21 protein-coding genes are annotated in these 24,403 nt (G+C 61.3%); 9 read left to right on the plus strand and 12 right to left on the minus strand.

The genetic code is table 11. The annotated features are described in order from the left end of the window. Nucleotides 1–23: 23 nt before the first annotated feature. The 4 genes from P3S72_RS22435 to P3S72_RS22450 form a co-directional block, all read right to left on the minus strand. Nucleotides 24–440 carry an Lrp/AsnC family transcriptional regulator gene (locus P3S72_RS22435; protein ID WP_247397381.1) on the minus strand — a complete coding sequence of 139 codons (417 nt, stop codon included), beginning with the start codon at nt 438–440 and terminating at the stop codon, nt 24–26. Between the two features lie 68 nt (nt 441–508). Next, nucleotides 509–1,384 carry a carboxylate/amino acid/amine transporter gene (locus P3S72_RS22440; RefSeq protein ID WP_247397379.1) on the minus strand — a complete coding sequence of 292 codons (876 nt, stop codon included), beginning with the start codon at nt 1,382–1,384 and terminating at the stop codon, nt 509–511. Nucleotides 1,385–1,586: 202 nt separating this feature from the next. Further along, nucleotides 1,587–2,186: an FMN-dependent NADH-azoreductase gene (locus P3S72_RS22445; protein WP_276194276.1), complete on the minus strand. Its 600-nt coding sequence runs from the start codon at nt 2,184–2,186 to the stop codon at nt 1,587–1,589. 151 nt (nt 2,187–2,337) lie between these two features. After that, nucleotides 2,338–2,652 (minus strand): 3-phosphoglycerate kinase, encoded by a 315-nt coding sequence (locus tag P3S72_RS22450; protein WP_247397373.1) that lies wholly within the window; start codon nt 2,650–2,652, stop codon nt 2,338–2,340. A 49-nt stretch (nt 2,653–2,701) separates the two neighbouring features. On the opposite strand from P3S72_RS22450, the gene P3S72_RS22455 reads away from it, so the two are divergent. The 5 genes from P3S72_RS22455 to aqpZ all read left to right on the plus strand — a co-directional run bounded on the left by P3S72_RS22455 (nt 2,702) and on the right by aqpZ (nt 7,808). Continuing rightward, nucleotides 2,702–3,625 (plus strand): LysR family transcriptional regulator, encoded by a 924-nt coding sequence (locus P3S72_RS22455; protein ID WP_253397824.1) that lies wholly within the window; start codon nt 2,702–2,704, stop codon nt 3,623–3,625. A gap of 14 nt (nt 3,626–3,639) precedes the next feature. After that, the gene (locus tag P3S72_RS22460; protein ID WP_276194277.1) at nt 3,640–4,443 is read left to right on the plus strand and encodes an alpha/beta hydrolase; all 804 of its coding nucleotides are present in this window, start codon (nt 3,640–3,642) and stop codon (nt 4,441–4,443) included. Nucleotides 4,444–4,446: 3 nt separating this feature from the next. Beyond that, entirely contained in the window at nt 4,447–5,010 is a 564-nt protein-coding gene (locus P3S72_RS22465; protein WP_253397827.1) for a peptidylprolyl isomerase, read from the plus strand. A gap of 83 nt (nt 5,011–5,093) precedes the next feature. After that, nucleotides 5,094–6,926 (plus strand): ABC transporter ATP-binding protein, encoded by a 1,833-nt coding sequence (locus tag P3S72_RS22470; protein WP_276194278.1) that lies wholly within the window; start codon nt 5,094–5,096, stop codon nt 6,924–6,926. A 180-nt stretch (nt 6,927–7,106) separates the two neighbouring features. After that, a complete protein-coding gene (gene aqpZ, locus P3S72_RS22475; RefSeq protein ID WP_276194280.1) occupies nt 7,107–7,808 on the plus strand; it encodes an aquaporin Z in 702 nt (233 codons plus the stop codon). Between the two features lie 12 nt (nt 7,809–7,820). Here aqpZ and P3S72_RS22480 read toward each other — a convergent pair whose 3' ends face one another. Then, a complete protein-coding gene (locus P3S72_RS22480) occupies nt 7,821–8,945 on the minus strand; it encodes a GNAT family N-acetyltransferase (protein ID WP_276194281.1) in 1,125 nt (374 codons plus the stop codon). A 283-nt stretch (nt 8,946–9,228) separates the two neighbouring features. Between P3S72_RS22480 and P3S72_RS22485 the strand changes: the two genes are divergently transcribed. Further along, a complete protein-coding gene (locus P3S72_RS22485; RefSeq protein ID WP_276194282.1) occupies nt 9,229–10,551 on the plus strand; it encodes a putative porin in 1,323 nt (440 codons plus the stop codon). A 120-nt stretch (nt 10,552–10,671) separates the two neighbouring features. Here P3S72_RS22485 and P3S72_RS22490 read toward each other — a convergent pair whose 3' ends face one another. The 5 genes from P3S72_RS22490 to aceK all read right to left on the minus strand — a co-directional run bounded on the left by P3S72_RS22490 (nt 10,672) and on the right by aceK (nt 18,653). Next, on the minus strand, nt 10,672–10,905 hold the full coding sequence (locus tag P3S72_RS22490; RefSeq protein ID WP_276194284.1) for a zf-HC2 domain-containing protein: 234 nt from the start codon (nt 10,903–10,905) through the stop codon (nt 10,672–10,674). Next, the gene (locus tag P3S72_RS22495; protein ID WP_247403507.1) at nt 10,899–11,513 is read right to left on the minus strand and encodes an RNA polymerase sigma factor; all 615 of its coding nucleotides are present in this window, start codon (nt 11,511–11,513) and stop codon (nt 10,899–10,901) included. The genes P3S72_RS22490 and P3S72_RS22495 overlap by 7 nt, the downstream gene beginning before the upstream one ends. 86 nt (nt 11,514–11,599) lie before the next feature. Further along, the gene (locus tag P3S72_RS22500) at nt 11,600–12,721 is read right to left on the minus strand and encodes a beta-ketoacyl-ACP synthase III (protein WP_276194285.1); all 1,122 of its coding nucleotides are present in this window, start codon (nt 12,719–12,721) and stop codon (nt 11,600–11,602) included. Nucleotides 12,722–12,949: 228 nt separating this feature from the next. After that, nucleotides 12,950–16,861 (minus strand): ATP-dependent RNA helicase HrpA, encoded by a 3,912-nt coding sequence (hrpA, locus tag P3S72_RS22505; protein ID WP_276194286.1) that lies wholly within the window; start codon nt 16,859–16,861, stop codon nt 12,950–12,952. A 70-nt stretch (nt 16,862–16,931) separates the two neighbouring features. Further along, nucleotides 16,932–18,653, minus strand: coding sequence for a bifunctional isocitrate dehydrogenase kinase/phosphatase (gene aceK, locus P3S72_RS22510; protein ID WP_276194287.1), 1,722 nt, complete (start codon nt 18,651–18,653; stop codon nt 16,932–16,934). 256 nt (nt 18,654–18,909) lie between these two features. Here aceK and P3S72_RS22515 point away from each other — a divergent pair, with 256 nt between their 5' ends. After that, nucleotides 18,910–19,806: a DMT family transporter gene (locus P3S72_RS22515; protein ID WP_247401669.1), complete on the plus strand. Its 897-nt coding sequence runs from the start codon at nt 18,910–18,912 to the stop codon at nt 19,804–19,806. Between the two features lie 31 nt (nt 19,807–19,837). Here the strand turns inward: P3S72_RS22515 and P3S72_RS22520 are convergent, their stop codons facing one another. Continuing rightward, entirely contained in the window at nt 19,838–20,698 is an 861-nt protein-coding gene (locus tag P3S72_RS22520) for a DMT family transporter (protein WP_276194288.1), read from the minus strand. Nucleotides 20,699–21,134: 436 nt separating this feature from the next. Between P3S72_RS22520 and P3S72_RS22525 the strand changes: the two genes are divergently transcribed. Then, nucleotides 21,135–21,926 carry a CPBP family intramembrane glutamic endopeptidase gene (locus P3S72_RS22525; RefSeq protein WP_276194289.1) on the plus strand — a complete coding sequence of 264 codons (792 nt, stop codon included), beginning with the start codon at nt 21,135–21,137 and terminating at the stop codon, nt 21,924–21,926. Between the two features lie 73 nt (nt 21,927–21,999). Continuing rightward, complete coding sequence (locus P3S72_RS22530) at nt 22,000–23,565, plus strand: PAS domain-containing methyl-accepting chemotaxis protein (RefSeq protein WP_247401672.1); 1,566 nt, start codon at nt 22,000–22,002, stop codon at nt 23,563–23,565. A gap of 124 nt (nt 23,566–23,689) precedes the next feature. Here P3S72_RS22530 and P3S72_RS22535 read toward each other — a convergent pair whose 3' ends face one another. Further along, the gene (locus P3S72_RS22535; RefSeq protein ID WP_276194290.1) at nt 23,690–24,382 is read right to left on the minus strand and encodes an alpha/beta family hydrolase; all 693 of its coding nucleotides are present in this window, start codon (nt 24,380–24,382) and stop codon (nt 23,690–23,692) included. Nucleotides 24,383–24,403: the final 21 nt, after the last annotated feature.

A 24,403-nucleotide genomic window follows, 5' to 3' on the forward strand; every position in this document is an offset into this window, starting at 1 on the left:
AGCCGTTGCCGAAACAGCAGCGGCTAGCGCCAGGCCTTGAGTACCGGGTTGACCACCACCTCGCGCACATGCTCGATCTTCAGCAGGTTGTCCTTGAACACCATCAGCTCTTCGAAGTTGCGGTATTTGACCTCGAGCATCATGTCGACGTCGCCGAACAGCGAGTAAGCCTGAACCACTTCGCGGAACTGGTAGATCTTCGGAAACACCAGGTGACAGTTGCTGCCATTGAGCATGAGCATCAGAAACGCCGACTGCTGGGCTTCTTCATCTTCAGCGACGTTGATAGTGAAGCCGAGGATAATGCCCTTTTCGATCAGTTTTTGAACCCGCGATTCGACGGCGGTTCGAGACTTGTGAACTTGTCGCGCCAACTGCGCCAGGCTGACCCGGGAGTCGTCCTTCAAGGCCGCAATTATCTGTTCGTCAACCTTGTCCACTCTGCCGCCCCCACACTTTTCTCTTCGATAACAGACTTTCATTCCCGCTCACGCATGCCCAGGGCCTATCACCCCGCAGACTGTACGCCTGCTTCGGGTTTTATGCCCAACCGACTGATCCACACCGCGCCCAGAATCACCAAGCCGCCCAGCGCCAGGCGGCCCAGGGGCTCGTGCTGGTTCCAGATCAACAGGTTCAATAGCAGCCCCACCGGCACGTGCAGGTTGTTCATCACCGCCAGGGTGCCGCCGTTGACCAGGCACGCGCCCTTGTTCCACCAGTACATGCCCAGGGCCGTGCTGACCAGCCCGAGGAACACCAGCACACCCCACTGCAGCGGCGCTTCGGGCAGGAAATCGGCCTTGCCGAACACCAGGAACGCCGGCAACACCACCAGCAACGCGCCGAGGTAGAAGTAGCCGAAACGCCGGTAGTGCGGCAGATCACTGGGGTAGCGCGCCACCAGATGCTTGTACATCACTTGCCCGGCGGCGTAGGTGAAGTTGGCCAGTTGCAGCAGCAGGAAGCCCATGAGGAAGTGCGGGGTGATTTGATCGAAGCGGATGAGCGCCGCGCCCGCCACCGCGACTAGGGCGGCGACCAGTGCCCAGGGGTTGAAGCGCCGGTTGAGGGCGTCTTCGATCAGGGTCACATGCAACGGCGTAAGGATGGTGAACAGCAGCACCTCCGGCACCGTCAGCACGCGAAAGCTCAGGTACAGGCAAACGTAGGTCACACCGAATTGCAGCGCACCAATGACCAGCATGCCGCGCATGAAGGTCGGCTCCACCGAGCGCCAGCGCGTCAGCGGAATGAACACCAGCCCGGCCAACAGCACGCGCACCAGCACCGCGAAGTAGCTGTCGACGTGACCGGCAAGGTATTCGCCGATCAAGCTGAAGGAAAATGCCTGTATCAGGGTGACAACCAGTAAGTAGCCCATGCGCGCCTCGTATCGAATGGGCGGGACATTAAAGGTTTTCGGCGGTTCACGAAACTCGGGGCAAAAAAAACCCGACCTCGCTAGAGCGGCAGTCGGGCAGGAGCACTCAGGAGCAACAAGTGCAAAGGGAGGTTCTTACGCGTACTTGAAGGGTTTGCGTGGGGAGATATAAACACCCCGCGATTATCTGACGATTAAAGGATCACGCGACCTGCGCCAGCAACGCCTTGGCGTGGTTGATGCCTTTTTCCTGGAAGTCCCCACTCAGGTTCACCCCTTCGGCGTGAATGAACGTCACGTCATGAATCCCGATAAACGCCATCACCTGACGCAGGTAAGGTTCCTGGTGATCGGAGCTCGCGCCGGTGTGAATCCCGCCACGGGCGGTGAGCACGATGGCCCGCTTACCGATCAACAAACCCTGGGGGCCGGTGGCGGTGTACTTGAAGGTCACACCCGCGCGCAACACATGATCCAGCCAGGCTTTGAGGGTGCTGGGGATAGCGAAGTTGTACATCGGCGCCGCCATCACTAGCACGTCGGCGGCGAGCAATTCGTCGGTCAATGCGTTGGAGCGATCCAGAGATGCCTGCTCGCGGGCGTTGCGCTGATCCGCCGGTTTCATCCAGCCGCCGAGCAGGTTGGCGTCCAGGTGTGGGAGCGGGTTGAGCGCCACGTCGCGCACGCTGATCTGATCCGCCGGGTGAGCCGCCTGCCACTGGCTGATGAACTGCCGAGTCAGTTGGCGGGAGATCGAATCCTGCTGGCGGGCGCTGCTTTCGATGATCAGAACGTTGGACATGGCTGCGTAGGCTCCATCTGTGATTGCTGTAAGTCGATGGAGAAAAGATTAACCAGGGCCAATTCGATAAAAAAGCGCAAAAAACTGCTACAACCCATCTAGAAATTTGTTTATAAGCGGAGTATTCCTGTAGACATGCTCCGCTGCTGCTTTATTTCGGGGCACAGGCCAGGGCGATACGCATCTTGATGATTGCGCGGTTGAACTTGGCGGTGGTGTTGGTGCTCTTGCCCGCCGGCACGCTAACAGTACGGCGACGTGGCGCTTCCGGCCCATTGGTGAAGGTGACGGAACACACCGCGTCGTTGGTCCCGTAGTTGTTCAGTTGGATCGAACTGATGTCACCGTCCACGTCGGACGCGGTGTAATCCACGCTCACGCCGTCGATTTTTTTTGTCACGTCGATCGGGTAGGCAAACGCGCTTAACGGCAGCAGCGCCAGCAACACACAACACAATTTTCTCATTCGGCAGTCTCCAATAAGGACCGCCAGCTTAGGACAAGAGGAGCTCATCTTGAAAGCGCCCCGCGTTACCCTCGATCAATGGCGCACACTGCAAGCCGTGGTCGACCATGGCGGCTTCGCCCAGGCGGCCGAAGCGCTGCACCGTTCACAGTCCTCGGTGAGCTACACCGTGGCCCGCATGCAAGACCAGCTCGGGGTGCCGCTGCTGCGCATCGACGGGCGCAAGGCCGTGCTCACCGACGCCGGCGAAGTGCTGTTGCGCCGTTCCCGGCAGTTGGTGAAAAACGCCAGCCAACTCGAAGACCTCGCCCATCATATGGAACAAGGCTGGGAAGCCGAGGTGCGCCTGGTGGTCGATGCCGCCTACCCGAATGCGCGCCTGGTGCGCGCCCTGACCGCCTTTATGCCGCAGAGCCGTGGCTGTCGCGTGCGCCTGCGCGAGGAGGTGCTGTCGGGCGTTGAAGAGCTGTTGATCGAAGGCGTGGCCGACCTGGCGATCAGCGGCTTCAGCATCCCCGGTTACCTCGGCACGGAGATGAGCAACGTGGAATTTGTCGCCGTCGCTCATCCAGAGCATGCCCTGCACCGTATGAACCGCGAACTGAGCTTCCAGGACCTGGAAAGCCAGATGCAAGTGGTGATCCGCGACTCCGGGCGCCAACAGCCGCGCGATGTCGGCTGGCTCGGCGCGGAACAGCGCTGGACCGTCGGCAGCCTCGCCACGGCCAGCAGTTTCGTCGGCAGCGGCCTGGGCTTTGCCTGGTTGCCCCGGCACATGATCGAGCGCGAACTCGCCGAGGGCGTGCTCAAGCAGCTACCCTTGGAACAGGGCGGCAGCCGCCACCCCACGTTCTACCTGTACTCGAACAAGGACAAACCCCTGGGGCCGGCGACGCAGATCCTCGTGGAACTGCTACGCACATTTGACACCGCGCCCCTGGATGCGCCTTTCGCCGCCCCGCAGCAAGCCTGAAACGGAGTTCATGCATGGCCTGGTTCGAACATGAAGGGTGCAGCCTGCATTACGAGGAATATGGGCACGGCGCCCCACTGATTTTGATCCACGGCCTGGGCTCCAGCAGCCAGGATTGGGAACTGCAGATTCCGGTGCTGGCCAGGCATTACCGGCTGATCGTGGTGGATGTGCGCGGCCACGGGCGCTCGGACAAACCCCGGGAGCGCTACAGCATCAAAGGTTTCACCTTCGACCTAATCGCCCTGATCGAACACCTGGACCTGCCTCCCGCCCATGTGGTGGGCTTGTCCATGGGCGGCATGATCGCGTTTCAACTGGCGGTGGACGAACCGGCGCGGGTCAAGAGCCTGTGCATCGTCAACAGCGCGCCCGAGGTCAAGGTGCGCAGCGCCGACGATTACTGGCAATGGGCCAAGCGCTGGACCCTGGCGCGCGTCCTCAGCCTGGGCACCATCGGCAAGGCCCTGGGCGACCGGCTGTTTCCCAAACCGCAGCAAGCCGACCTGCGCCGCAAGATGGCCGAGCGCTGGGCAACAAACGACAAACGTGCTTATCTCGCCAGCTTCGATGCGATTGTGGGCTGGGGCGTGCAGGAACAACTTTGCAGAATTACCTGTCCAACCCTGGTCATCAGCGCCGACCACGACTACACCCCAGTGGCGCAGAAAGAAATCTATGTAAAACTGCTGCCCGATGCGCGGCTGGTGGTGATCGAAGATTCCCGCCACGCCACGCCCTTAGATCAACCCGAAGTCTTTAACGCTACCCTTCTCGATTTTCTAAAGACAGTCGAAACCACTACCCAGGATCACTGACCCATGCTGAAAAAAATCGCCTTCTTTGCCGGTTCCGTGCTGTTCGCTGCCAACCTGATGGCGGCCGAGCCTGCCAAGGCGCCCCACGTATTGATCTCCACCACCAACGGCGACATTGAAATCGAACTGGACCCGGTCAAGGCGCCGATCAGTACCAAGAACTTCCTGGCCTACGTCGACAAGGGTTTCTACACCAACACGATTTTCCACCGTGTGATCCCGGGCTTCATGGTCCAGGGCGGCGGGTTCACCACGCAGATGGCGCAAAAAGACACCAATCCACCGATCAAGAACGAAGCCAGCAATGGCCTGCATAACGTGCGTGGCACGCTGTCGATGGCCCGCACCTCGAACCCGGATTCGGCCACCAGCCAATTCTTCATCAACGTCGCGGACAACGCCTTCCTCGACCCAGGTCGCGATGCCGGTTATGCCGTGTTCGCCAAAGTGGTCAAGGGCATGGACGTCGTCGACATCATCGTCAACTCGCAGACCACCACCAAACAAGGCATGCAAAACGTGCCCATCGATCCTGTCCTGATCAAGTCGGCCAAGCGCATCGACTGAGGTCTGCAGGTAGTTTCGCGCGGCGCTCACAAGGCGCCGTGCGCATTTGAACAGGAGAGCCCGCCGGGCGGGCGTCAACCCTAATGCTCTATCGTCGTTTCGAACAACTGATCGATATTTTCCGCGACGCGCCCAGCGCCGCCCCTCCCGACAAAGTCCTGCCCTTCTACCTCTACTACTTGCGTCAGGTGTGGCCGTGTTTTGCCGCACTGTTGGTGGTGGGCCTGATCGGCGCACTGATCGAAGTCGCGCTGTTCAGCTACCTGAGCCGCATCATCGACCTGGCCCAGGGCACACCACCGGCGAATTTCTTCCAGGTTCACAGCACCGAGCTGATCTGGATGGCCGTGGTCGCCCTGCTGCTGCGTCCGATCTTCGGCGCCCTGCATGACTTGCTGGTCCACCAGACCATCAGCCCCGGCATGACCAGCCTGATCCGTTGGCAGAACCACAGCTACGTGCTCAAGCAGAGCCTGAATTTCTTCCAGAACGACTTCGCCGGGCGTATCGCCCAGCGCATCATGCAAACCGGCAACTCCCTGCGCGACTCCGCCGTGGCGGCCGTGGATGCGATCTGGCACGTGGCGATCTACGCCATCAGTTCCCTGGTGCTGTTTGCCGAGGCCGACTGGCGCCTGATGATCCCGTTGGTGAGCTGGATCGTCTGCTACAGCCTGGCATTGGGCTACTTCGTGCCACGGGTGAAAGAGCGTTCGGTGATTTCCTCCGAGGCACGCTCCAAGTTGATGGGGCGCATCGTCGATGGCTACACCAACATCACCACCTTGAAGCTGTTCGCCCATACCCAGTCCGAGCAGGAATACGCCAAGGAAGCGATCATCGAGCAGACCGAAAAAACCCAGTTGGCCAGCCGTGTGGTGACCAGCATGGACGTGGTGATCACTACCATGAACGGCCTGCTGATCGTCACCACCACCGGCCTGGCCCTGTGGCTGTGGACCCACTCGCTGATTTCCGTGGGCGCAATTGCCCTGGCGACCGGCCTGGTGATTCGCATCGTCAACATGTCCGGTTGGATCATGTGGGTGGTCAATGGCATTTTCGAAAACATCGGCATGGTGCAGGACGGCCTGAAAACCATCGCCCAGCCGCTGGCCGTGGTCGACCGCGACAACGCTCCACGCCTAACCGTACCCCATGGCGAAGTGCGCTTCGAGCAGGTGGATTTCCACTACGGCAAGAAGAGCGGGATCATTGGCGGCCTGAACCTGAACATCAAGGCCGGTGAAAAAATCGGCCTGATCGGCCCCTCCGGCGCGGGCAAATCGACCCTGGTCAACCTGCTGTTGCGCCTATACGACCTGCAAGGCGGGCGCATCCTGATCGATGGCCAGAACATCGCCGAGGTCGCCCAGGAAACCCTGCGCGAACAGATCGGCATGATCACCCAGGACACCTCGCTGCTGCACCGCTCGATCCGCGAAAACCTGCTGTATGGCAAGCCGGACGCCAGCGACGAAGAACTCTGGGCAGCCATACACAAGGCGCGTGCCGATGAGTTCATCCCGCTGCTGTCAGACGCCGAAGGCCGCACCGGGCTGGATGCCCATGTGGGCGAGCGCGGGGTCAAACTGTCGGGCGGGCAACGCCAGCGCATCGCTATCGCGCGGGTGCTGCTCAAGGATGCGCCGATCCTGATCATGGACGAAGCCACCTCGGCGCTGGACTCGGAAGTCGAAGCGGCGATCCAGGAAAGCCTGGAAACCCTGATGCAAGGCAAGACGGTGATTGCGATTGCGCACCGGTTGTCGACCATCGCGCGGATGGACCGCCTGGTGGTGCTGGAGAAAGGCCAGATCGCCGAGACGGGCAGCCATGCCGAGCTGCTCGCCCACGGCGGGTTGTATGCGCGGCTATGGCAGCACCAGACCGGAGGTTTTGTCGGCATCGACTGAAAACTGCCGGCCCTACGCAACTCAACATGTGGGAGCAAGCCCCCTCCCACATGGGTGGCCTGGATTTGTGCCACAACCCTGCTGTAATCAGTGCAGTGCCCAGACGGGCGCTGAAGTAAATCTGCAGGGAGCATCACTGATTTACTGATTCGGTAGAGCGATCTATCAAGGACGTGTGGCATGTCTTTGTTCAAGCGTTCAGTCACAGAGGGTTTAGGTACGTTTTGGCTGGTGTTGGGCGGCTGCGGGAGTGCGGTGTTGGCCGCAGCGTTTCCCGCAGTCGGCATCGGGTTGTTGGGGGTGGCCCTGGCCTTCGGGCTCACGGTGCTGACCATGGCAGTCGCCATCGGGCACATCAGCGGTTGTCACCTCAACCCGGCGGTATCGGTGGGGTTGGTCGTGGGCGGCAGGTTTCCGGCCAGGGAGTTACCGGCGTACATCGTGGCCCAGGTCATTGGTGGCACTGTCGCGGCTGCGCTGTTGTATGTGATCGCCAGCGGCAAACCGGGGTTCGAACTGGCGTCAGGCTTGGCGTCCAACGGCTATGGCGAGCATTCGCCTGGCGGTTATTCATTGGCGGCGGGGTTCGTCTGTGAGCTGGTGATGACAGCGATGTTCGTGCTGATCATCCTCGGCGCCACCGACCACCGTGCCCCGAAGGGCCTCGCACCCATCGCCATCGGCCTGGCGCTGACCTTGATCCACCTGATCTCGATTCCCGTGACCAACACCTCGGTCAACCCGGCCCGCAGTACGGGGCCGGCGCTGATCGTGGGCGGGTGGGCGATCCAGCAATTGTGGATGTTCTGGCTCGCGCCGATCCTTGGCGCGGTGATCGGCGGCATGGCCTATCGATGGCTGGGCAAGGAGGAGCCGGCCTGAAGCAAAACGGGTTCAGCCCTGTCGATACGGCAGGGCTGCCCTCGCCTCTTCGGCATACGCCAGAATCCCCACCCGCTCGCGCGCCAGGAAATCCTCAACCGCATTCTTCAACCCCGGATGGCGCAGGTAATGCCACGACCGGGTGATCACCGGTTCGAACCCGCGAATCAATTTATGTTCGCCCTGGGCGCCGGCATCGAAGCGTTGCAAGCCGTGGGCAATGGCGTAATCCATGCCTTGGTAGAAGCAGGTTTCGAAATGCAAGCGGTCGAATTCCGCCAGGCAGCCCCAGTAACGACCATAGAAGCTGTCGCCGCCGATCAGGCTGAACGCCATGGCCACCGGGCGTGTGCCTTGTTTAGCCAGCACCACGCGGATCGCTTCGGGCATGCGTTCGGCCAGCAGGCTGAAAAACGCGCGGGTCAGGTACGGCGCTTGGCGGCGCACCGCGTAAGTGTTGGCGTAGCAGGCGTAGACAAAATCCCACTGCGCCTCGCCGAGTTCATGGCCTTGCAACCATTCGAACTCGATGCCCTGCCCCGCCACCTGTTCGCGTTCCTTGCGCATCTGTTTGCGCTTGCGCGAACTCAAGGCGTCGAGGAAGTCCTGAAAGTCTCGGTAGCCACGGTTCTGCCAGTGAAACTGACAACCCAGGCGCTGCAACCAGCCCGGCTGTTGGGCGAGGGCGCCATCCGCCAGCGGATCGGTGAAGTTGATATGCGCGCTGGAGAGCCCTTCGATTTCCAGGTAGCCCGGCAGGCTGTTGAGCAGCTCGAAAGCCTCTTCAGCGCTGGCGGCCAGCAAGCGCGGGCCGCTGACCGGGCTGAACGGCACGGCGACCAACAGCTTGGGGTAGTAATCGATACCGGCCCGCTGGCAGGCATCCGCCCAACCGTGGTCGAAGACGTACTCGCCGGATGAATGCCATTTGCGATAACCGGGCAAAGCCGCCACCAGCCGATCGTCTTCCCAGTGCAGTAAATGCTCGGGCTGCCAGCCCGAATGCGGGCCCAGGCTGGCGCTGTCTTCCAGCGCGCTCAGGAACGCATGTCGCACAAAGGGTTGGGCCTGCGGCACCAGGGCGTCCCAGACCTGCGGGGCGATTTCGGACAGGCTGTCCAGGCGTTGCAGCGGCATCGGCATCCTCACTACTTCAGGGCGTGAAAGCCTCGCGAGTATCGCTTATCGCCACTCCCAACACACCCCCGAATCGACGGACAAGGCTCTAAACCAATAGTTCCATTCTAAATAATTTGTCATCTTCATGACATCATTTCGCCACCTCTTCGTCATAAACGATCGTGATACTAACGCCTGTTTTTAGCGCGCCTGGTTCTACCCGGGCGGTTATTTTTCCGTCCGTCATCGGTCGGTTGTGTCCTGGATGGTTTGCCATCCCTCCTCACTTTCGGAGATTGATATGCGTCTTGCTTCCACTAAAACTGCGGCGGCCCTATGTGGCGGCTTGTTGCTGGCCCTGAGCGTTCCGGCCAGCGCTGCAGTCGACGCTAAATTGCTCGACATGCTCAAGGCCAACGGTCAGATCACCGGTTCGCAGTACACTGAACTGCAAGCTGAGCTGGCCAAGGATCAGAAAGAAAAGCAGATCGCACAGCAAGCTCAACAAGAGACCAACGAACAGATCGCGGCCACCGCGAAAAAAACCAACGACCTGAGCGTGTTCGACCAGAAACTCGCCTGGGCCGCCAGGACCCAGTTCAAGGGTGACGTGCGTTTCCGCCAGGAAACCGTGAAGATCCAGGGCGAATCCAACAACGGTGGCCGTGACAAGGACCGTCAGCGCATCCGTGCCCGCCTGGGCGCCTACACCGAGATCAACAACCAAGTCGACACCGGCATTCGTATCTCCACCGGCAGCAGCGACGACGCACGCTCCACCAACCAGGATCAGGACAACTACTTCAACAAGAAGTCGATCTGGCTGGACCTTGGCTACATCGACTACCACCCGGACCAGATCAAGAACCTGCACGTCATCGGCGGCAAGATGCTCCAGCCGTGGGTGAGCATGGGCGACATAATCTGGGATAGCGATATCAACCCGGAAGGTCTGGCACTGACCTACAAATACCCGCTGGGTAGCAGCGCCGAGCTGTTCGGCAGCCTCGGTAACTACAACCTCAAGGACAACGTCGACGGCGACGGCGTGCAATTTCGCAACGACCTGCGCCTGACTTCCGGCCAGTTGGGTACGCGTTTCTCGGTGACCGACAACCTGAAAATGACCCTGGGCGGCAGTATCTACGCCTACCAGAACGACCAGAGCAGCGCCTGTACGAGCAGCACCACGCCTTGCGCACTGGCAGTCAACGGCAACTCGGCGAACGAACAATTCCGTCTGTATGAAGGTTTTGCCCAGGCCGACATCGGTGGCCTGGCCGTGCCACTCGCGTTCTACGGCCAGTACGTGAAGAACAACGATGCGTCCAACGATCAGGACACCGCCTGGTTGCTGGGTGCCAAGTCCAAGGTGTTCGGGTTCAACCTGGACTACAACTACCGCGATACGCAACGTAACGCTGTAGTCGGCGCCTTCACCGATTCGGACTTCGCCAACGGCACCACCGGTTCGCGCGGCCATAAGATGAAGGTCAGCTACGACATCGATAAGAACTTCGCCGTCGGCGCCACGTACTACCTGACCAAGGCTGACTACGCCAGCCGCACGCAGCGTGATGCCAACACCAACACCCTGCAGTTGGATGCTGAAGCCAAGTTCTAAATGTAAGTGCGACACGCCTGGGGCCAGGATGGCCCTGGGTGGCTTTAACAGCCTGGCGTGGGTGAGTCGGTCCCCATCATCCGTCCGATTCCCCCGCGCGAGTCTGCCTTTCCCCCGCCGTTACTGATCCTTGCGCCGCTCGGCGGCCAGCCGTTCAGCCAAGGCATCCACACCCTGTACCGGCGCCTGCGGCATGATCCGCAACGTGGCCTGCATCAGGCGCATCTGACGGATAAAACGCCGGCAATTGGGGCAGAACATCAAGTGATGACGCACCAGCAGCCGCTCGCGAAAGGTCAACTGCCCATCGAGAAAGTCACTGGAATGTGCCACTTGCTCTTTACACGTCAACATTCGCCGGTTTCCTCAAAATGCTCCACCGTGGCGAAGACTTTAAGCCGCGCACGATGCAACAGCACCCGTACATTGGAGAGCGAAAGCGTCAGAAGATTACAAATTTCCTCCAGCTCCAGACCCTGACGTTCACGCAGCACCAGGACGCTGCTTTGCAATTCCGACAAATTCAGCAACGTATGCTCCAGGCATTTGCGCAGCTCATCCTCAGTGAGCAGGGCTTCCGGGGTGTCCTGATGCCAGGCAAAGGGGGCGACAGCCCAGTGGCCATCATCCGGCATGAAACGCTCATCCCCGATCGTACCGTGGGGCGAGGGCAAATCATCGAGCAATACTTCGCGACGATTCTGCTTGTAGCGGCCCTTGGCGGCATTGGCGGTGATGGTCAGCAGCCAGGTCTTGAGGCTGGAGCGCCCTTCGAACTTGGCCAGGTTGCGCACCACTGAGAGCCAGGCGTCCTGCACCACTTCGTCGGCATGGCGCTGGCCGACAATCGCATAAGCCACCGCGCGCATTGCGCTTTGGTATTGCGTGACCAATTCCTTGTAGGCCCGCTGCTCGCCCTTGAGCAAGCGTTCAAGCAGGTGCGCGTCGTCCGCTGCTGCCATTCGAGACCTCGGTTTCCAAGTGAGAACGCGATCTGTGTGGGGGCTGGCTTGCCAGCTCCCACATTTGACCGCGGCGAGCCGCAGAATCAGCGTTTGCGCAGGATCACGCTGCCGATCGAGTAGCCCGCGCCGAACGAGCTAAGTACCGCCACAGCGCCTTTGGGCAAGTCGTCCTGGTAAGTATGGAACGCAATCACCGATCCCGCCGAGCTGGTGTTGGCGTAGGTGTCGAGAATCACCGGCGCTTCTACCAGCGTGGCTTCACGCCCCAGCAGCTTCTTCACGATCAGGTGGTTCATGCTCAGGTTGGCCTGGTGCAGCCAGAAGCGCTTCACGTCGTCGACGTTCAACTGGTTTTGCGCCAGGTGCGCGCCGATCAACTCTGCGACCATCGGGCAGACGTCGCGGAAGACTTTGCGGCCTTCCTGCACGAACAGTTTGTCGGGCGCACCGATGCCCTCTTCCGCCGCGCGGTTGAGGAAGCCGAAGTTGTTGCGGATGGTATTCGAGAACTTGGTCAGCAGCTTGGTGCTCACCACGTCGAACTGGTGCTCGGAGGTTGCCAGGTCGGCGCGTTCGAGGATCACCGCAGTGGCCGCGTCACCGAAAATGAAGTGGCTGTCGCGGTCGCGGAAGTTCAAGTGGCCAGTGCAGACTTCCGGGTTGACCATCAGGATTGCCCGCGCCTGACCCAGCTTGATGCTGTTGGCGGCGTTCTGGATGCCGAAGGTTGCCGAGGAACACGCCACGTTCATGTCGAAACCGAAACCTGCGATGCCGAGGGCTTCCTGGACTTCGATGGCGATGGCCGGGTAGGCACGTTGCAGGTTGGAGCAGGCGACGATCACCCCGTCGATGTCGGCGGCGGTCTTGCCGGCGCGCTGCAGGGCCTGTTCGGCGGCGCCGACGGCCATCTGGCAGAGCACCGACCACTCGTCGTTGCTGCGCTCGGGCAGGCGCGGAGTCATGCGCTGCGGGTCAAGAATGCCGTCCTTGTCCATCACAAATCGGCTCTTGATGCCCGACGCCTTCTCGATGAAGGCCGCGCTGGACTCGGTCAGCGCCTGCACGTCACCGCGTTCGATGGCAGCGGCGTTCTTCGTGTTGAACTGCTGCACGTAGGTATTGAAAGACTGCACCAGCTCTTCGTTGGAGATGCTGTTGGCCGGGGTGTACAGGCCAGTGCCGCTGATGACGACGTTATGCACGGTCGTTCCTCTAAATCTGTCAGGCAGAAGATATTGGTACCGTCGTACCAAACTGTAGGTCGTTTGAGGCCATCCAGCGGGCTTCAAACTGGCAACGCTTTATTCCATCGCGCCGCGGCTGCACACCAGCCCATCACGACGATCCCGGCATTTATAACCGCGAAGTTTGCCACAACCCTGGGGATTTGGCGCCATATCCCGGATAAGCGCCATTGCACATTAGTGTGATCAAGCCTCCACCAGGCTCCATTGCTTGCTCAGGCGCTTGTCCGAAATCGGTACCTTGGTGCCCAACTGCTGGGCAAACAACGACACCCGATATTCCTCCAACCACCAGCGGTAGAGCGTTAGCTGGGGGTCGCGCTTGCCTTCCTGGGCGTGCTTGTTCAAGCGGTTCTGGTACTGCGCCCACAGGCCGCCCAGCTCGCCGCTCCATACCCGGTCTTTTTGCACCTGGCTGGGCAGTTTTTCCAGGCGCAGCTCGATGGCCTTGAGCAAACGCGGCAATTCTTTTAACCACAGCGCCGGGGTTTCCCGCACAAAACCGGGATAGACCAGATTGCTCAGTTGCTGCTTGATATCGTTCAAGGCCACCGCCTGCGCCAGGTCGATCTTGCCTTTGAAGCGCTTTTGCAGGCCGTGCCAGAGTTTCAGCACGTCCAGCGTCAAGCGCGCCAGGCGCTCGGCATGTTCGGTCCAACTGCCACGCTTGCGCTCGGCCAACGCCGCCAACCCGGCACCGTCACGCGGCAGGTTGGCTTCGCCGTCCAGCACGCAGGTGTCGAGGCTGGCCAGCAGGATGTCTTCCACCAGCGCGTCGATGCGCCCCAGCTCGCGGTACATCAGGCCCAGTTCGGTCAGGCCGGGCAATTTGCCACGCAGGAATTTTGCCGGCTCAGCCAATTGCTGCATCAACAGGCGCTGCAAGGCGCGCCGGTGCTGGAATTCGGCCTCGGCGGCGGTGGAGAAACGCCCTTCCTTGACCGTGGCGTTTTCTTCCACCAGCGCCGGATACACCGTCATCGACAACCCGGCGATCTTTTGCTGGGTCTTCTCGGCTACCGCCGCAAACCCCTTGGCCTCCACCGGCTGTTGGCTTTTCGCGGTTTGCGGCACGGCCAGCGCGGCCTGGCTCGCCTCGGCAAAGCGCGCGGTCAGCTCGGCCAGGTCGCGGCCTTCGCCGAGAAACTTGCCCTGGCCGTCGACCACTTCCAGGTTCATCTTCAGGTGGCTTTCCACCTGCTGCGCGGCCTCGGCCCAGGCTTCATCGCTGACGCGTGCGCCGGTCATGCGCAGCAACTCGCGCCCCAGCGCCTGGGGCAGCGAACCCTGGGCGAATTCGATACGTTGCAGGGCAGCCCTGACGAAGTCCGGCACCGGCACGAAATTCTTGCGCAGGGCCTTAGGCAGGTTACGCACCAGGGCGATGCACTTGGCTTCGATCACCCCCGGCACCAACCACTCCAGGCGCTCGGCGGGCAAGGCCGGCAACAGCGGCGCCGGCACGCGCAGGGTCACGCCGTCACGCGGATGGTTGGGTTCGAAGTGGTAACTCAAGGCCAGCGCCAGGTCGCCCAGGTGCAGGGTGTCCGGGTAATGCGCAGCGGTGACTTCGCTGGCGTCGCGGGCCAGTACGTCTTCCTCGCGCATGATCAGCAATTGCGGGTCTTTCTGGCTGTTGACCTTGTACCAACTGTCGAACGTCGCGGTCTGGTGGATCTCCGCCGGCAAGCGCGCATCGTAGAACGCATACAGCGTCTCTTCGTCGGCAAGAATGTCACGACGACGCGCCTTGGCCTCCAGTTCGTCGAGCTGCTCCAGCAGTTGCTGGTTGGCCGTCAGGCACTGGGCCCGCGACTGGATCTCGCCGCGCACCAGGCCTTCGCGGATAAACAGCTCACGCGACACCACCGGGTCGATCGGCCCGTAATGCACCGGACGCCGCCCGACCACAATCAGCCCGAACAGGGTGATCTGCTCGAACGCCACCACTTGGCCGCGCTTCTTCTCCCAGTGGGGTTCGAAGTGGTTTTTCTTGATCAGGTGCCCGGCCAGCGGCTCGATCCAGTCGGCATCGATCTTCGCCACCATGCGCGCATACAGCTTGGTGGTCTCCACCAGTTCGGCGGCCATCAGCCATTGCGGACGTTTCTTGCCGATGCCCGACGACGGGTGAATCCAGAAGCGCCGCTGACGCGCGCCGAGGTAATCGCCGTCTTCGGTTTTCTGCCCGATCTGGCTGAGCAGGCCGGACAGCACGGCCTTGTGCAATTTGGCGAAGTCCGCCGGTTCCTTGTTGAGGCTCAACTGCATGTCGCGGCAGATCAGACTCAACTGGCGATGGGAATCGCGCCACTCGCGCAGGCGCAGGTAGTTGAGGAAGTTCTTGCGACACCAGTTACGCAGCGGGCTGGCGGTCAATGCCTGGCGCTGCTCTTCAAAGCCGCGCCACAGATTGACCAGGCCGGCGAAGTCCGAATCGACGTCCTTCCATTGCGCGTGGGCCTGGTCGGCGGCTTGTTGACGCTCCGGCGGGCGCTCGCGCGGGTCCTGGATCGACATGGCACTGGCCACGATCAGCACTTCCTGCAAGCTGCCCAGCTTGGCGGCTTCGAGCAGCATGCGGCCCATGCGCGGGTCCACCCGCAGGCGCGCCAACTGGCGGCCCAGCGGGGTCAGCTGGCTGTTGCGGTCAACCGCCGACAGCTCTTGCAGCAGGTTGAAACCGTCGCTGATGGCCTTGCCATCCGGCGGTTCGATAAACGGGAAATCGGTGATTTCACCCAGGCGCAGGTGCAGCATCTGCAGGATCACGGCAGCCAGGTTGGTGCGCAGGATCTCCGGGTCGGTAAATTCCGGGCGACCGATAAAGTCTTCTTCGCTGTACAGGCGGATGCAAATCCCCGGCTCGACCCGGCCGCACCGGCCTTTACGCTGGTTGGCGCTGGCCTGGGAGATCGCCTCGATGGGCAGACGCTGCACCTTGGCGCGGTAGCTGTAGCGGCTGATGCGCGCGGTGCCGCTGTCGATCACATAGCGAATGCCCGGTACGGTCAGCGAGGTTTCCGCGACGTTGGTCGCCAGCACCACGCGCCGGCCGGGGTGGGACTGGAAAATGCGCTGCTGTTCGGCCGGTGACAGGCGCGCGTACAGCGGCAAAATCTCGGTGTGCTTGAGCTGGGCCTTGCGCAGCATGTCGGCGGCGTCGCGAATCTCGCGCTCGCCGGGCAGGAACACCAGCACGTCGCCAGGGCTGCGCCGTTCGCTGCGCTCATAGGCGGCGATTTCATCGAGGGTGGCGAGGATCGCCTGGTCGACGGTCAAGTCGTCCTCGACGCGGTTGCCCTCTTCATCCTGTTCCAGGGTCAGCGGGCGGTACCAGGTGTCCACCGGGAAAGTACGCCCCGACACCTCGACAATCGGCGCATCGTCGAAATGCTTGGAGAAGCGTTCCAGGTCGATGGTCGCCGAGGTGATGATGACTTTCAGGTCGGGGCGACGCGGCAGCAGGGTTTTCAGGTAGCCAAGCAGGAAGTCGATGTTCAGGCTGCGTTCGTGGGCTTCGTCGACGATGATCGTGTCGTAGCGTTCGAGGTAGCGGTCGTTCTGGGTTTCCGCCAGCAGGATGCCGTCGGTCATCAGCTTGATCAGGGTGTTGGAATCGCTCTGGTCTTCGAAGCGCACCTGGTAACCGACCAGCGCACCGAGCGGCGTGGCCAACTCTTCGGCGACCCGACTGGCGACGCTGCGCGCCGCGATCCGGCGCGGCTGGGTATGACCGATCAGGCCGTATTGGCCACGACCGATTTCCAGGCAGATTTTCGGCAGTTGGGTCGTCTTACCCGAGCCGGTCTCACCGGCAATGATCAGCACCTGATGCTTGAGCAGCGCCGCCTTGATTTCGTCACGCTTGGCGGCAATCGGCAGGCTGTCGTCATAGCGGATCAGCGGCAGGCTGGCGCGCCGCGCCGTAACCTGGGCGCAGGACGCCTGCATGCGCGTCACCCACTGCGCCAGCTTCTCCTCATCGGGCTTCTTGCGCAGCTCGAGCAACTGCCGCCGCAAACGGGGGCGGTCGGCGAGCATGGCGTGATCGAGATTTTTCAGCAGTTGGTCGATAGCAGGCGCTTGGTCAGTCATCAGGTGCGTTTTGGTCGTCTATTTATGCAGGGGGCGGATTGTCGCAGAAAACCGCCGGCACGCGCGCCCCTCATTCGTTATCGCGCTCCTTGCGCCGATACGGAAACACATCGATCACCTTTCCAGCACGAATCGCGTCCTGCAGGCCCTTCCAATAGTCGGCGTTGTACAACTCGCCGTGCAGCTTATCGAACAACTTGCGCTGGCCGGCGTCGGCGAACAGGAACGGTGGGAACTCTTCGGGGAACACATCCAGCGGGCCGATGGAGTACCAGGGCTCCGAAGCCATTTCATCCTCTGGCGTGCGGGGTGCGGGGATGTGGCGGAAGTTGGCTTCGGTGAGGTAGCAGATCTCGTCGTAGTCGTAGAACACCACGCGGCCGTGGCGGGTGACGCCGAAGTTCTTCAGCAACATGTCGCCGGGGAAAATGTTCGCCGCCGCCAGTTGCTTGATCGCCAGGCCATAGTCTTCCAAGGCTTCGCGTTCCTGGGCGGGGTTGGCGTTCTCAAGGTAGAGGTTGAGCGGGGTCATGCGCCGTTCGGTCCAGCAGTGGCGGATCAGCACGCTGTCGCCTTCGACTTGAACCGTGCCGGCCGCCACTTCGAGCAATTCGGCCAGGCACTCGGGTTCGAACTTGCTCAACGGAAAGCGAAAATCAGCGAACTCCTGGGTATCGGCCATGCGCCCGACGCGGTCGACACTTTTGACCAGGCGGTACTTCTCGATCACGGTGGCGCGGCTGACGTTTTTCGACGGCGAGAAGCGGTCCTTGATGATCTTGAACACCGTGTTGAAGCCCGGCAACGTAAACACGCTCATGACCATGCCGCGTATACCGGGAGCCATGATGAACTGATCGTCGGTGGTGGCCAGGTGGTTGATCAGGGCGCGATAGAATTCCGACTTGCCGTGCTTGTAGAAGCCGATCGAGGTGTACAGCTCGGCAATGTGCTTGCCCGGCAGGATGCGCTTGAGGAAGCCGATGAACTCCGCCGGCACCGGCACGTCGACCATGAAGTAGGAGCGGGTGAAGGAAAAAATGATCGACACATCGGCTTCGTCGGTAATCAGCGCGTCGATCTGGATACCCTGCCCTTCGCGGTGCAGCAACGGGATTACCAGCGGCCACTGCTCGTCGCGGGTGTAGATGCGTCCGACAACGTAGGCGCCCTTGTTGCGGTAGAGCACCGAGGAAAACAGCTCGACCTTCAGCTCAGGGTCCTTGCACACCCAGTCCGGCAGGTTCTCGCGCAATTGCACTTCGAGGCGGCACAGGTCGGCCGGCAAATCCGCGTAGGGCTCGCTGAAGCTGTAATCCGCGAAAATCTGCGCCAGCATGTCGGAGATCTTCCCGACAGGCGTGTAGATCCGCGTTTGCGCCGCCCTCGCCCGGCGCAGGCTCGGCCGAGTGGTATGGACAAACATGCAGCCGTCGGTGATCAGGTCATGGCTGAACAGGCTGCAGAAGATCGAGTTGTACCAGGTCTCGGACAGCTCATCGTCAAAGCGCAGGTCGATCAGGCCGATGTAGGCGCTTTTGACCAAGGGCCAGGCATCAATGGCCTGCAGCGTAGCGTCATCGAAACTCGCCTGCAGGCGGTTCGTCACTTCGCTGACTTTCTCCTCATACAGGTTGATACGCGCCGCCGAGGCTGCCTGGCCCTGCTGCCACTGGGCCTTTTCGAAACGTTCACGGGCTCCATCGGTGATCTGGCGGAAGTGCTCGCGGTAATCGTCGAAGCCATCGAGGATCATCTGGGCGATAGCGAGGGCGGGTGTGCGCTGCGACATGCGGGAAACCTCGAACGGGCATCTGGAAGCCCAGAGCTTAGCCAGTCAAGGGAGCCAGGAGAAGCAGTCATTTAGCATGCTTGTTTGTGGACTTTCGTTCATTTCGCAGATTTATGCGCGTTATTGAGAACACTCACCGCGGCCAATGCGCATATCGGCCAGCACCGCGCGGTGATGCGGGTTGTCCTGTAATCAGTGATTGTGTCGAGCCAGTCGCTGGGCAACACTCGCCGCCTTCTTGATGTAGGAGTTTTCTGTGAGACCTGTCGACACCCTGTACCTGCTGGGGCTGGCCGCGATCTGGGGCGCGAGTTTCCTGTTCATGCGCATTATCGCGCCGGAAATCGGCACGCTGCCGACCGCGTTTTTTCGCGTGTCGATTGCCGCCGCCGGCTTGCTGGTGATGCTGGCGGTGATGCGCGTGAACTGGGACTTTCAGGGCAAGTTCAAGACCATCCTGCTGCTGGGCGTGATCAACTCCGGCATACCCGCGACCCTGTACTCCGTGGCCGCCCAGGTGTTGCCGGCGGGTTACTCGGCGATCTTCAATGCCACCACGCCGTTAATGGGCGTGCTGATTGGCGGATTGTTTTTCAGCGAACGCCTGACGCCATCGAAAGTCGGCGGGGTGTGCCTGGGCCTGTTTGGCGTGGGCGTACTGACCCGCGCCGGGCCAGTGGCATTTGACCTGGAATTGTTGATGGGCGCGTTGGCCTGCCTGTTGGCCACCACTTGCTATGGCTTCGCCGGTTTTCTCGCGCGGCGCTGGCTGGATCAGCGCGGCGGGCTCGACAGTCGGCTCGCGGCCCTGGGCAGCATGCTCGGCGCGACCTTGTTCCTGCTGCCGCTGTTTGCCTACAGCGCCATCCGCCATCCGCCGGCAAGCTGGGGCGGCTGGCACGTGTGGTTGTCGCTGCTGGGGTTGGGGCTGATGTGTACGGCGTTTGCCTACGTCCTGTACTTTCGCCTGCTGACGGCGATTGGCCCGGTGAAGTCGATGACCACCACCTTCCTGATTCCGCCGTTCGGGGTACTGTGGGGAGCGTTGCTGTTGGATGAGCCATTGTCGATGGCGCATCTGTATGGCGGGGTGTTGATTGCGGGGGCGTTATGGTTGGTGTTGCGGCCGGGGACATTGGCCAAAGCGCTGTAGGGGCGCCTTGCCCCTACAGCGTGTTCAGACGTCAGCTTTTACGGAATACAAACACCAGACCCATGATGATCAACCCCATCCCCAGCAGGCTCAATAACGCGAGCCGGTTGCCGAAGATCAGGTAATCCATCACCGCTGTCACCGCAGGCACCAAGTAGAACAGGCTGGTGACATTGACCAAATTGCCCCGGGCGATCAGGCGGTACAGCAACAGCGTCGCCAGCAGCGACACCACCAGGCCCATCCACAGCACCGGCAGGTAAAAGCTGGCGTTGTGCTCAAAGTGGAACGGCTGGAACGGCACAAACACCGAGCACAGCAGCAGCCCTGCCAGGTACTGCACGGGTAGCGTGCCCAACGGGTTGTCGGTGATGCGCTTCTGCATGATTGAGCCGAAGGTCATGCTTGCCAGGGCCAACAAACCGAAGAGCATCCCGGCCAGGGACATCCCCGACAGCCCGATGCCTTGGTAGACCACCATGATCAGCCCCACCAACCCCAACCCCAGGCCGAACATCCGGCGCCAGGAGCGTTGGCGCTCCATCAGCACCACGGTGAGAATCGGCTGCACCCCCATGATGGTTGCCATCACCCCTGGGGTGACTTTGAGGTCCAGGGCCAGCAGATAGAAAATCTGGTACGCCCCCAACAACACCAGCCCCGTGGTCGCCGCATACAGCAGCGGCTTGCCGGGTTGCGGCAGTTTGAGCTTGAGGATCGGTACCAAAATCACCAACCCCGCAAGGGCGATGGCAAAACGGATCAGCAAAAAGGCGAAGGGCGACGCATGGGCCAGGCCCAACTTGGAGAAAATCGCCCCGCTGCTCCACAGCAATACAAACAGGCTCGTCGAAGCCGCCGCGGCCACGGATTGTTTCGAAATAACAGACATGGTTACCACCTGTAATCAGGCAAAAAGCCGATTCAGCAAAAGCTAAAGCGCGTGGGTTTAGCTCAGTAGGTTTTTTTCAGGCGGGCATACGGGAACAGCAATCAGCTGATCAGCCCGAAATGCCAACACCCGGCGGTGATACGACTGCGTACACCGGCGTGCTACTGACAGGTGGAGGGGGGTAGTGACTGATCTGCGCAGGCTGCTGATTCCCGCACGGCACGACCACAGCGCTGGACGCTGAATCGACTACCGCTATGCACAGGAATGCAGGCATGGGCTGATCTTTTGAGGAGATGAAAGCGCGACGACTATAACCAGCCGCCGACATATTTTGCAATCGCTCCAGCAGAACCGCTTTCGCGTGATGGCTTTTTCATTTTGGCCGCGCAGGCCGCCCGCTATACTACCGCCCGGTTTTTTCCAAGGATTTCACATGGCCGCTTTGCCCTGGCTGTACCTCGCTCTCCTATCCATCGGCTATGTCATGGCGTTGGTCTACGGCCAACTGGGGGTGCTGGCGGCAATCTCCGTGGCCCTGCTGCTGATCGCCGGGTATGCGGTACGCCAGCAACGGACCGCATGGGGGCGTTACGTCGGCAACGGGTTGTTCATCGTATTGGCCTTGGGCCTTGCAATGCACTGGCTGCCGGGGTTCGACAACGGGCGCGGTATCGCGCCCCAGCGTTTCACCGCCGATGCCGTGCCCTTCTCGATGTACCTCAACCAGGACAAACCGCTGATCGGCTTCTGGCTGCTGCTGGCCTGCCCGTGGATTGTGGCGCGGCGCTCATTGCGACTGTCGATCTGCGTCACCGCCTTGGCGTTGACTCTGACAGCCATAGTGGCACTGGGTGGCGCGGCGTTGCTGGGCGTCATCAGTTGGGCGCCGAAGTGGCCGGACCAGGCGTGGTTGTGGGTGCTTAATAACCTGTTGTTGGTGACGTTAGTGGAAGAAGCGCTGTTGCGCGGCTACATTCAGGGCGGCCTGAGCCGACGCTTCAAACACTTGCCCTACGGCGAAAACCTCGCATTGCTGCTGGCCGCTCTGCTATTCGGCCTTGTACACCTGGGCGCGGGCTGGCAGTGGGTGCTGCTGGCCAGCATCGCTGGCGTCGGTTATGGCCTTGCTTATCGTTTTGGCGGCCTGGGCGCGGCGATTGCCACGCATTTCGGCCTTAATTTTCTGCATTTCGGACTGTTTTCCTACCCAATGCTCGCCGGCTGATTATTGCAAAAATAAGTTAAATATATGATCGCCATCGCCGATACCCATTGAAAGCCTCGCGGATTGAATAACCATGCGTAATAACCAACCCGTTACCCAGCGCGAACGGACCTTCCCCGCTCAGCAACGGTTGATCTCCACCACAGATGCCAAGGGTGTCATCACTTACTGCAACGACGCTTTCGTCGAAATCAGTGGTTTCTCCCGCGACGAACTGGTGCGCGCCCCGCACAACCTGGTTCGCCACCCGGACGTTCCGGGGGCTGTGTTCGCACACATGTGGTCCACGCTCAAGCAAGGCTTGCCATGGATGGGCATCGTCAAGAACCGCTGCAAGACCGGCGATCACTACTGGGTTAACGCCTATGTGACGCCGATGTTTGACGGCAACCAAGTGGTCGGCTATGAATCGGTGCGCGTCAAGCCCACCGCCGAGCAGATCCGCCGGGCCGAAGCGCTCTACCAACGCATCAATCAGGGCAAGTCCGCCATTCCCAAACGGGACAAGTGGCTGCCGGTGCTGCAGGACTGGCTGCCGTTTATCCTGGTCAGCCAGTTGAGCTTCATGATTGGCGCGTCGCTCAACTCCCACTGGGGCTTTGCCCTCGCGGCGGGGTTGTCGGTGCCGTTGGGCCTACTGGGCCTGAGCTGGCAACAGCGCGGCCTCAAGCGTTTGCTGCGCCTGGCCGAACAGACCACCTCCGATCCGTTGATCGCGCAGATGTACACCGACAGCCGTGGCGCCCAGGCACGCCTGGAAATGTCGATCCTCAGCCAGGAGGCACGTCTGAAGACCTGTCTCACGCGCTTGCAGGACACCGCCGAACACCTCAACGAGCAGGCGGCGCAGTCCAACACCTTGGCGCACAACAGCTCCAGCGGCCTGGAACGCCAGCGCGTGGAAACCGAACAGGTGGCCACCGCAGTCAACCAGATGGCGGCGACGACCCAGGAAGTCGCCAGCCATGTGCAGCGCACGGCCGATGCCACCCAGGAAGCCAATCGCCTCACCGGGCGCGGCCGCGATATCGCCGGGGAAACCCGCGCGGCGATTCAGCGGCTGTCGGTCGCGGTTGGCGAGACCGGCGTGACCGTCACCCAACTGGCCAAGGACAGCGATGAAATCGGCGGCGTGGTCGACGTGATCAAAGGCATTGCCGACCAGACCAACCTGCTGGCCTTGAACGCCGCGATCGAAGCCGCGCGTGCCGGTGAGATGGGCCGTGGTTTTGCGGTGGTTGCCGACGAAGTCCGCCAACTGGCGCAACGCACGGCTGAATCGACCGGGCAGATCCATACCCTGATCGCCAAGCTGCAGCAAACCGCTGCCGCTGCCGTACAAACCATGGACGCCGGGCATCGCCAGGCCGAAGAAGGCGTAGCGCGGGTGATGGAGGCGGATCAGGCGCTGGTGGGCATCAGCGAAGCGGTGGCCAACATCACCGACATGACCACCCAAATCGCCGCCGCCACGGAAGAGCAAAGCTCGGTTGCCGAAGAGATCAGCCGCAATATCAGCACCATCGCGCTACTGGCCGATCAGACGTCGGAACAGGCGTTGAACTCGGCGCAGTTGAGTGAAGAGTTGACGCACACGGCGCATACCCAGTATTCGCTGGTTGAGCGTTTTAACCGCTAAACCGCTATCGGGGGCAAGTCGAATCGTCGCACCGCCCCTCCCACATTCGACTGCATTCCAAGGGGTGTACGCGGTTAAATGTGGGAGGGGCGGTGCGACGATTCGACTTGCCCCCGATAGGGCCCTAACAAGCGCCGAGAAACTGAGCCACTTGCACCGCCGCAGCCTCCAAATGCTGCTCATGACTGCACCCCGACGCCTTCAACGGCTTCAAATCATGATCCCCCGCCGCCAGCCACATCACCTCGATGCTCGGCGACAAGTCATACCCCTGCACCGCCGCTCGATTGCCCAACGCATCGCGCTCGCCCTGCACAATCAATGTCGGCGTCTTCAACCCGGCCAAATGTGCGACTCGCGGCTTTTGCGGCTTGCCCACCGCATAGAACGGATAGCCCAGGCACACCAGCCCATCGGCACCCAATTCATCGGCGAGCAAACTGGCCATGCGCCCGCCCATGGACTTGCCACCAATGACCAGTTTCCCAGCGACATGGCGTCGCACCTCGGTATAGACCTCGCGCCAGCTCTGCAGCAGTTTCGGCGCCGGGTTGGGCGGGCGCTTGCCGCCATCCACGCGGCGCTGGGCCATGTAGGGAAACTCGAAACGCAAGACGCTTACACCCTGCCCGGCAAGGCGCGCAGCCATGTCGTCCATGAAGGATGAGTCCATCGGCGCGCCGGCGCCGTGCGCCAGGATCAGCGTCACCGGCGTATGCGTGGGAGCGCCCGAGGCAACATCCCATCGCCAACCATGTTCCTGCACACACCGTGCCCATTGATCCCCGTCAATACTGGCCTTGTGCTCTTTGCCCATGCTTACCTCGCTTTTTAGTCT

This window comes from Pseudomonas sp. D3, from assembly GCF_029320995.1.
Taxonomy (GTDB): Bacteria; Pseudomonadota; Gammaproteobacteria; order Pseudomonadales; family Pseudomonadaceae; genus Aquipseudomonas; species Aquipseudomonas paraveronii.

Coding starts and splice junctions, on each gene's coding strand:
- P3S72_RS22445 (WP_276194276.1), bottom strand. CDS start 2,186: ATGTCCAACGTTCTGATCATCGAAAGCAGCGCCCGCCAGCAGGATTCG.
- hrpA (WP_276194286.1), bottom strand. CDS start 16,861: ATGACTGACCAAGCGCCTGCTATCGACCAACTGCTGAAAAATCTCGAT.
- P3S72_RS22535 (WP_276194290.1), bottom strand. CDS start 24,382: ATGGGCAAAGAGCACAAGGCCAGTATTGACGGGGATCAATGGGCACGG.
- P3S72_RS22465 (WP_253397827.1), top strand. CDS start 4,447: ATGCTGAAAAAAATCGCCTTCTTTGCCGGTTCCGTGCTGTTCGCTGCC.
- P3S72_RS22495 (WP_247403507.1), bottom strand. CDS start 11,513: ATGGCAGCAGCGGACGACGCGCACCTGCTTGAACGCTTGCTCAAGGGC.
- aceK (WP_276194287.1), bottom strand. CDS start 18,653: ATGTCGCAGCGCACACCCGCCCTCGCTATCGCCCAGATGATCCTCGAT.
- P3S72_RS22485 (WP_276194282.1), top strand. CDS start 9,229: ATGCGTCTTGCTTCCACTAAAACTGCGGCGGCCCTATGTGGCGGCTTG.
- P3S72_RS22520 (WP_276194288.1), bottom strand. CDS start 20,698: ATGTCTGTTATTTCGAAACAATCCGTGGCCGCGGCGGCTTCGACGAGC.
- P3S72_RS22480 (WP_276194281.1), bottom strand. CDS start 8,945: ATGCCGCTGCAACGCCTGGACAGCCTGTCCGAAATCGCCCCGCAGGTC.
- P3S72_RS22450 (WP_247397373.1), bottom strand. CDS start 2,652: ATGAGAAAATTGTGTTGTGTGTTGCTGGCGCTGCTGCCGTTAAGCGCG.
- P3S72_RS22470 (WP_276194278.1), top strand. CDS start 5,094: ATGCTCTATCGTCGTTTCGAACAACTGATCGATATTTTCCGCGACGCG.
- P3S72_RS22440 (WP_247397379.1), bottom strand. CDS start 1,384: ATGGGCTACTTACTGGTTGTCACCCTGATACAGGCATTTTCCTTCAGC.
- P3S72_RS22530 (WP_247401672.1), top strand. CDS start 22,000: ATGCGTAATAACCAACCCGTTACCCAGCGCGAACGGACCTTCCCCGCT.
- aqpZ (WP_276194280.1), top strand. CDS start 7,107: ATGTCTTTGTTCAAGCGTTCAGTCACAGAGGGTTTAGGTACGTTTTGG.
- P3S72_RS22525 (WP_276194289.1), top strand. CDS start 21,135: ATGGCCGCTTTGCCCTGGCTGTACCTCGCTCTCCTATCCATCGGCTAT.
- P3S72_RS22490 (WP_276194284.1), bottom strand. CDS start 10,905: ATGTTGACGTGTAAAGAGCAAGTGGCACATTCCAGTGACTTTCTCGAT.
- P3S72_RS22460 (WP_276194277.1), top strand. CDS start 3,640: ATGGCCTGGTTCGAACATGAAGGGTGCAGCCTGCATTACGAGGAATAT.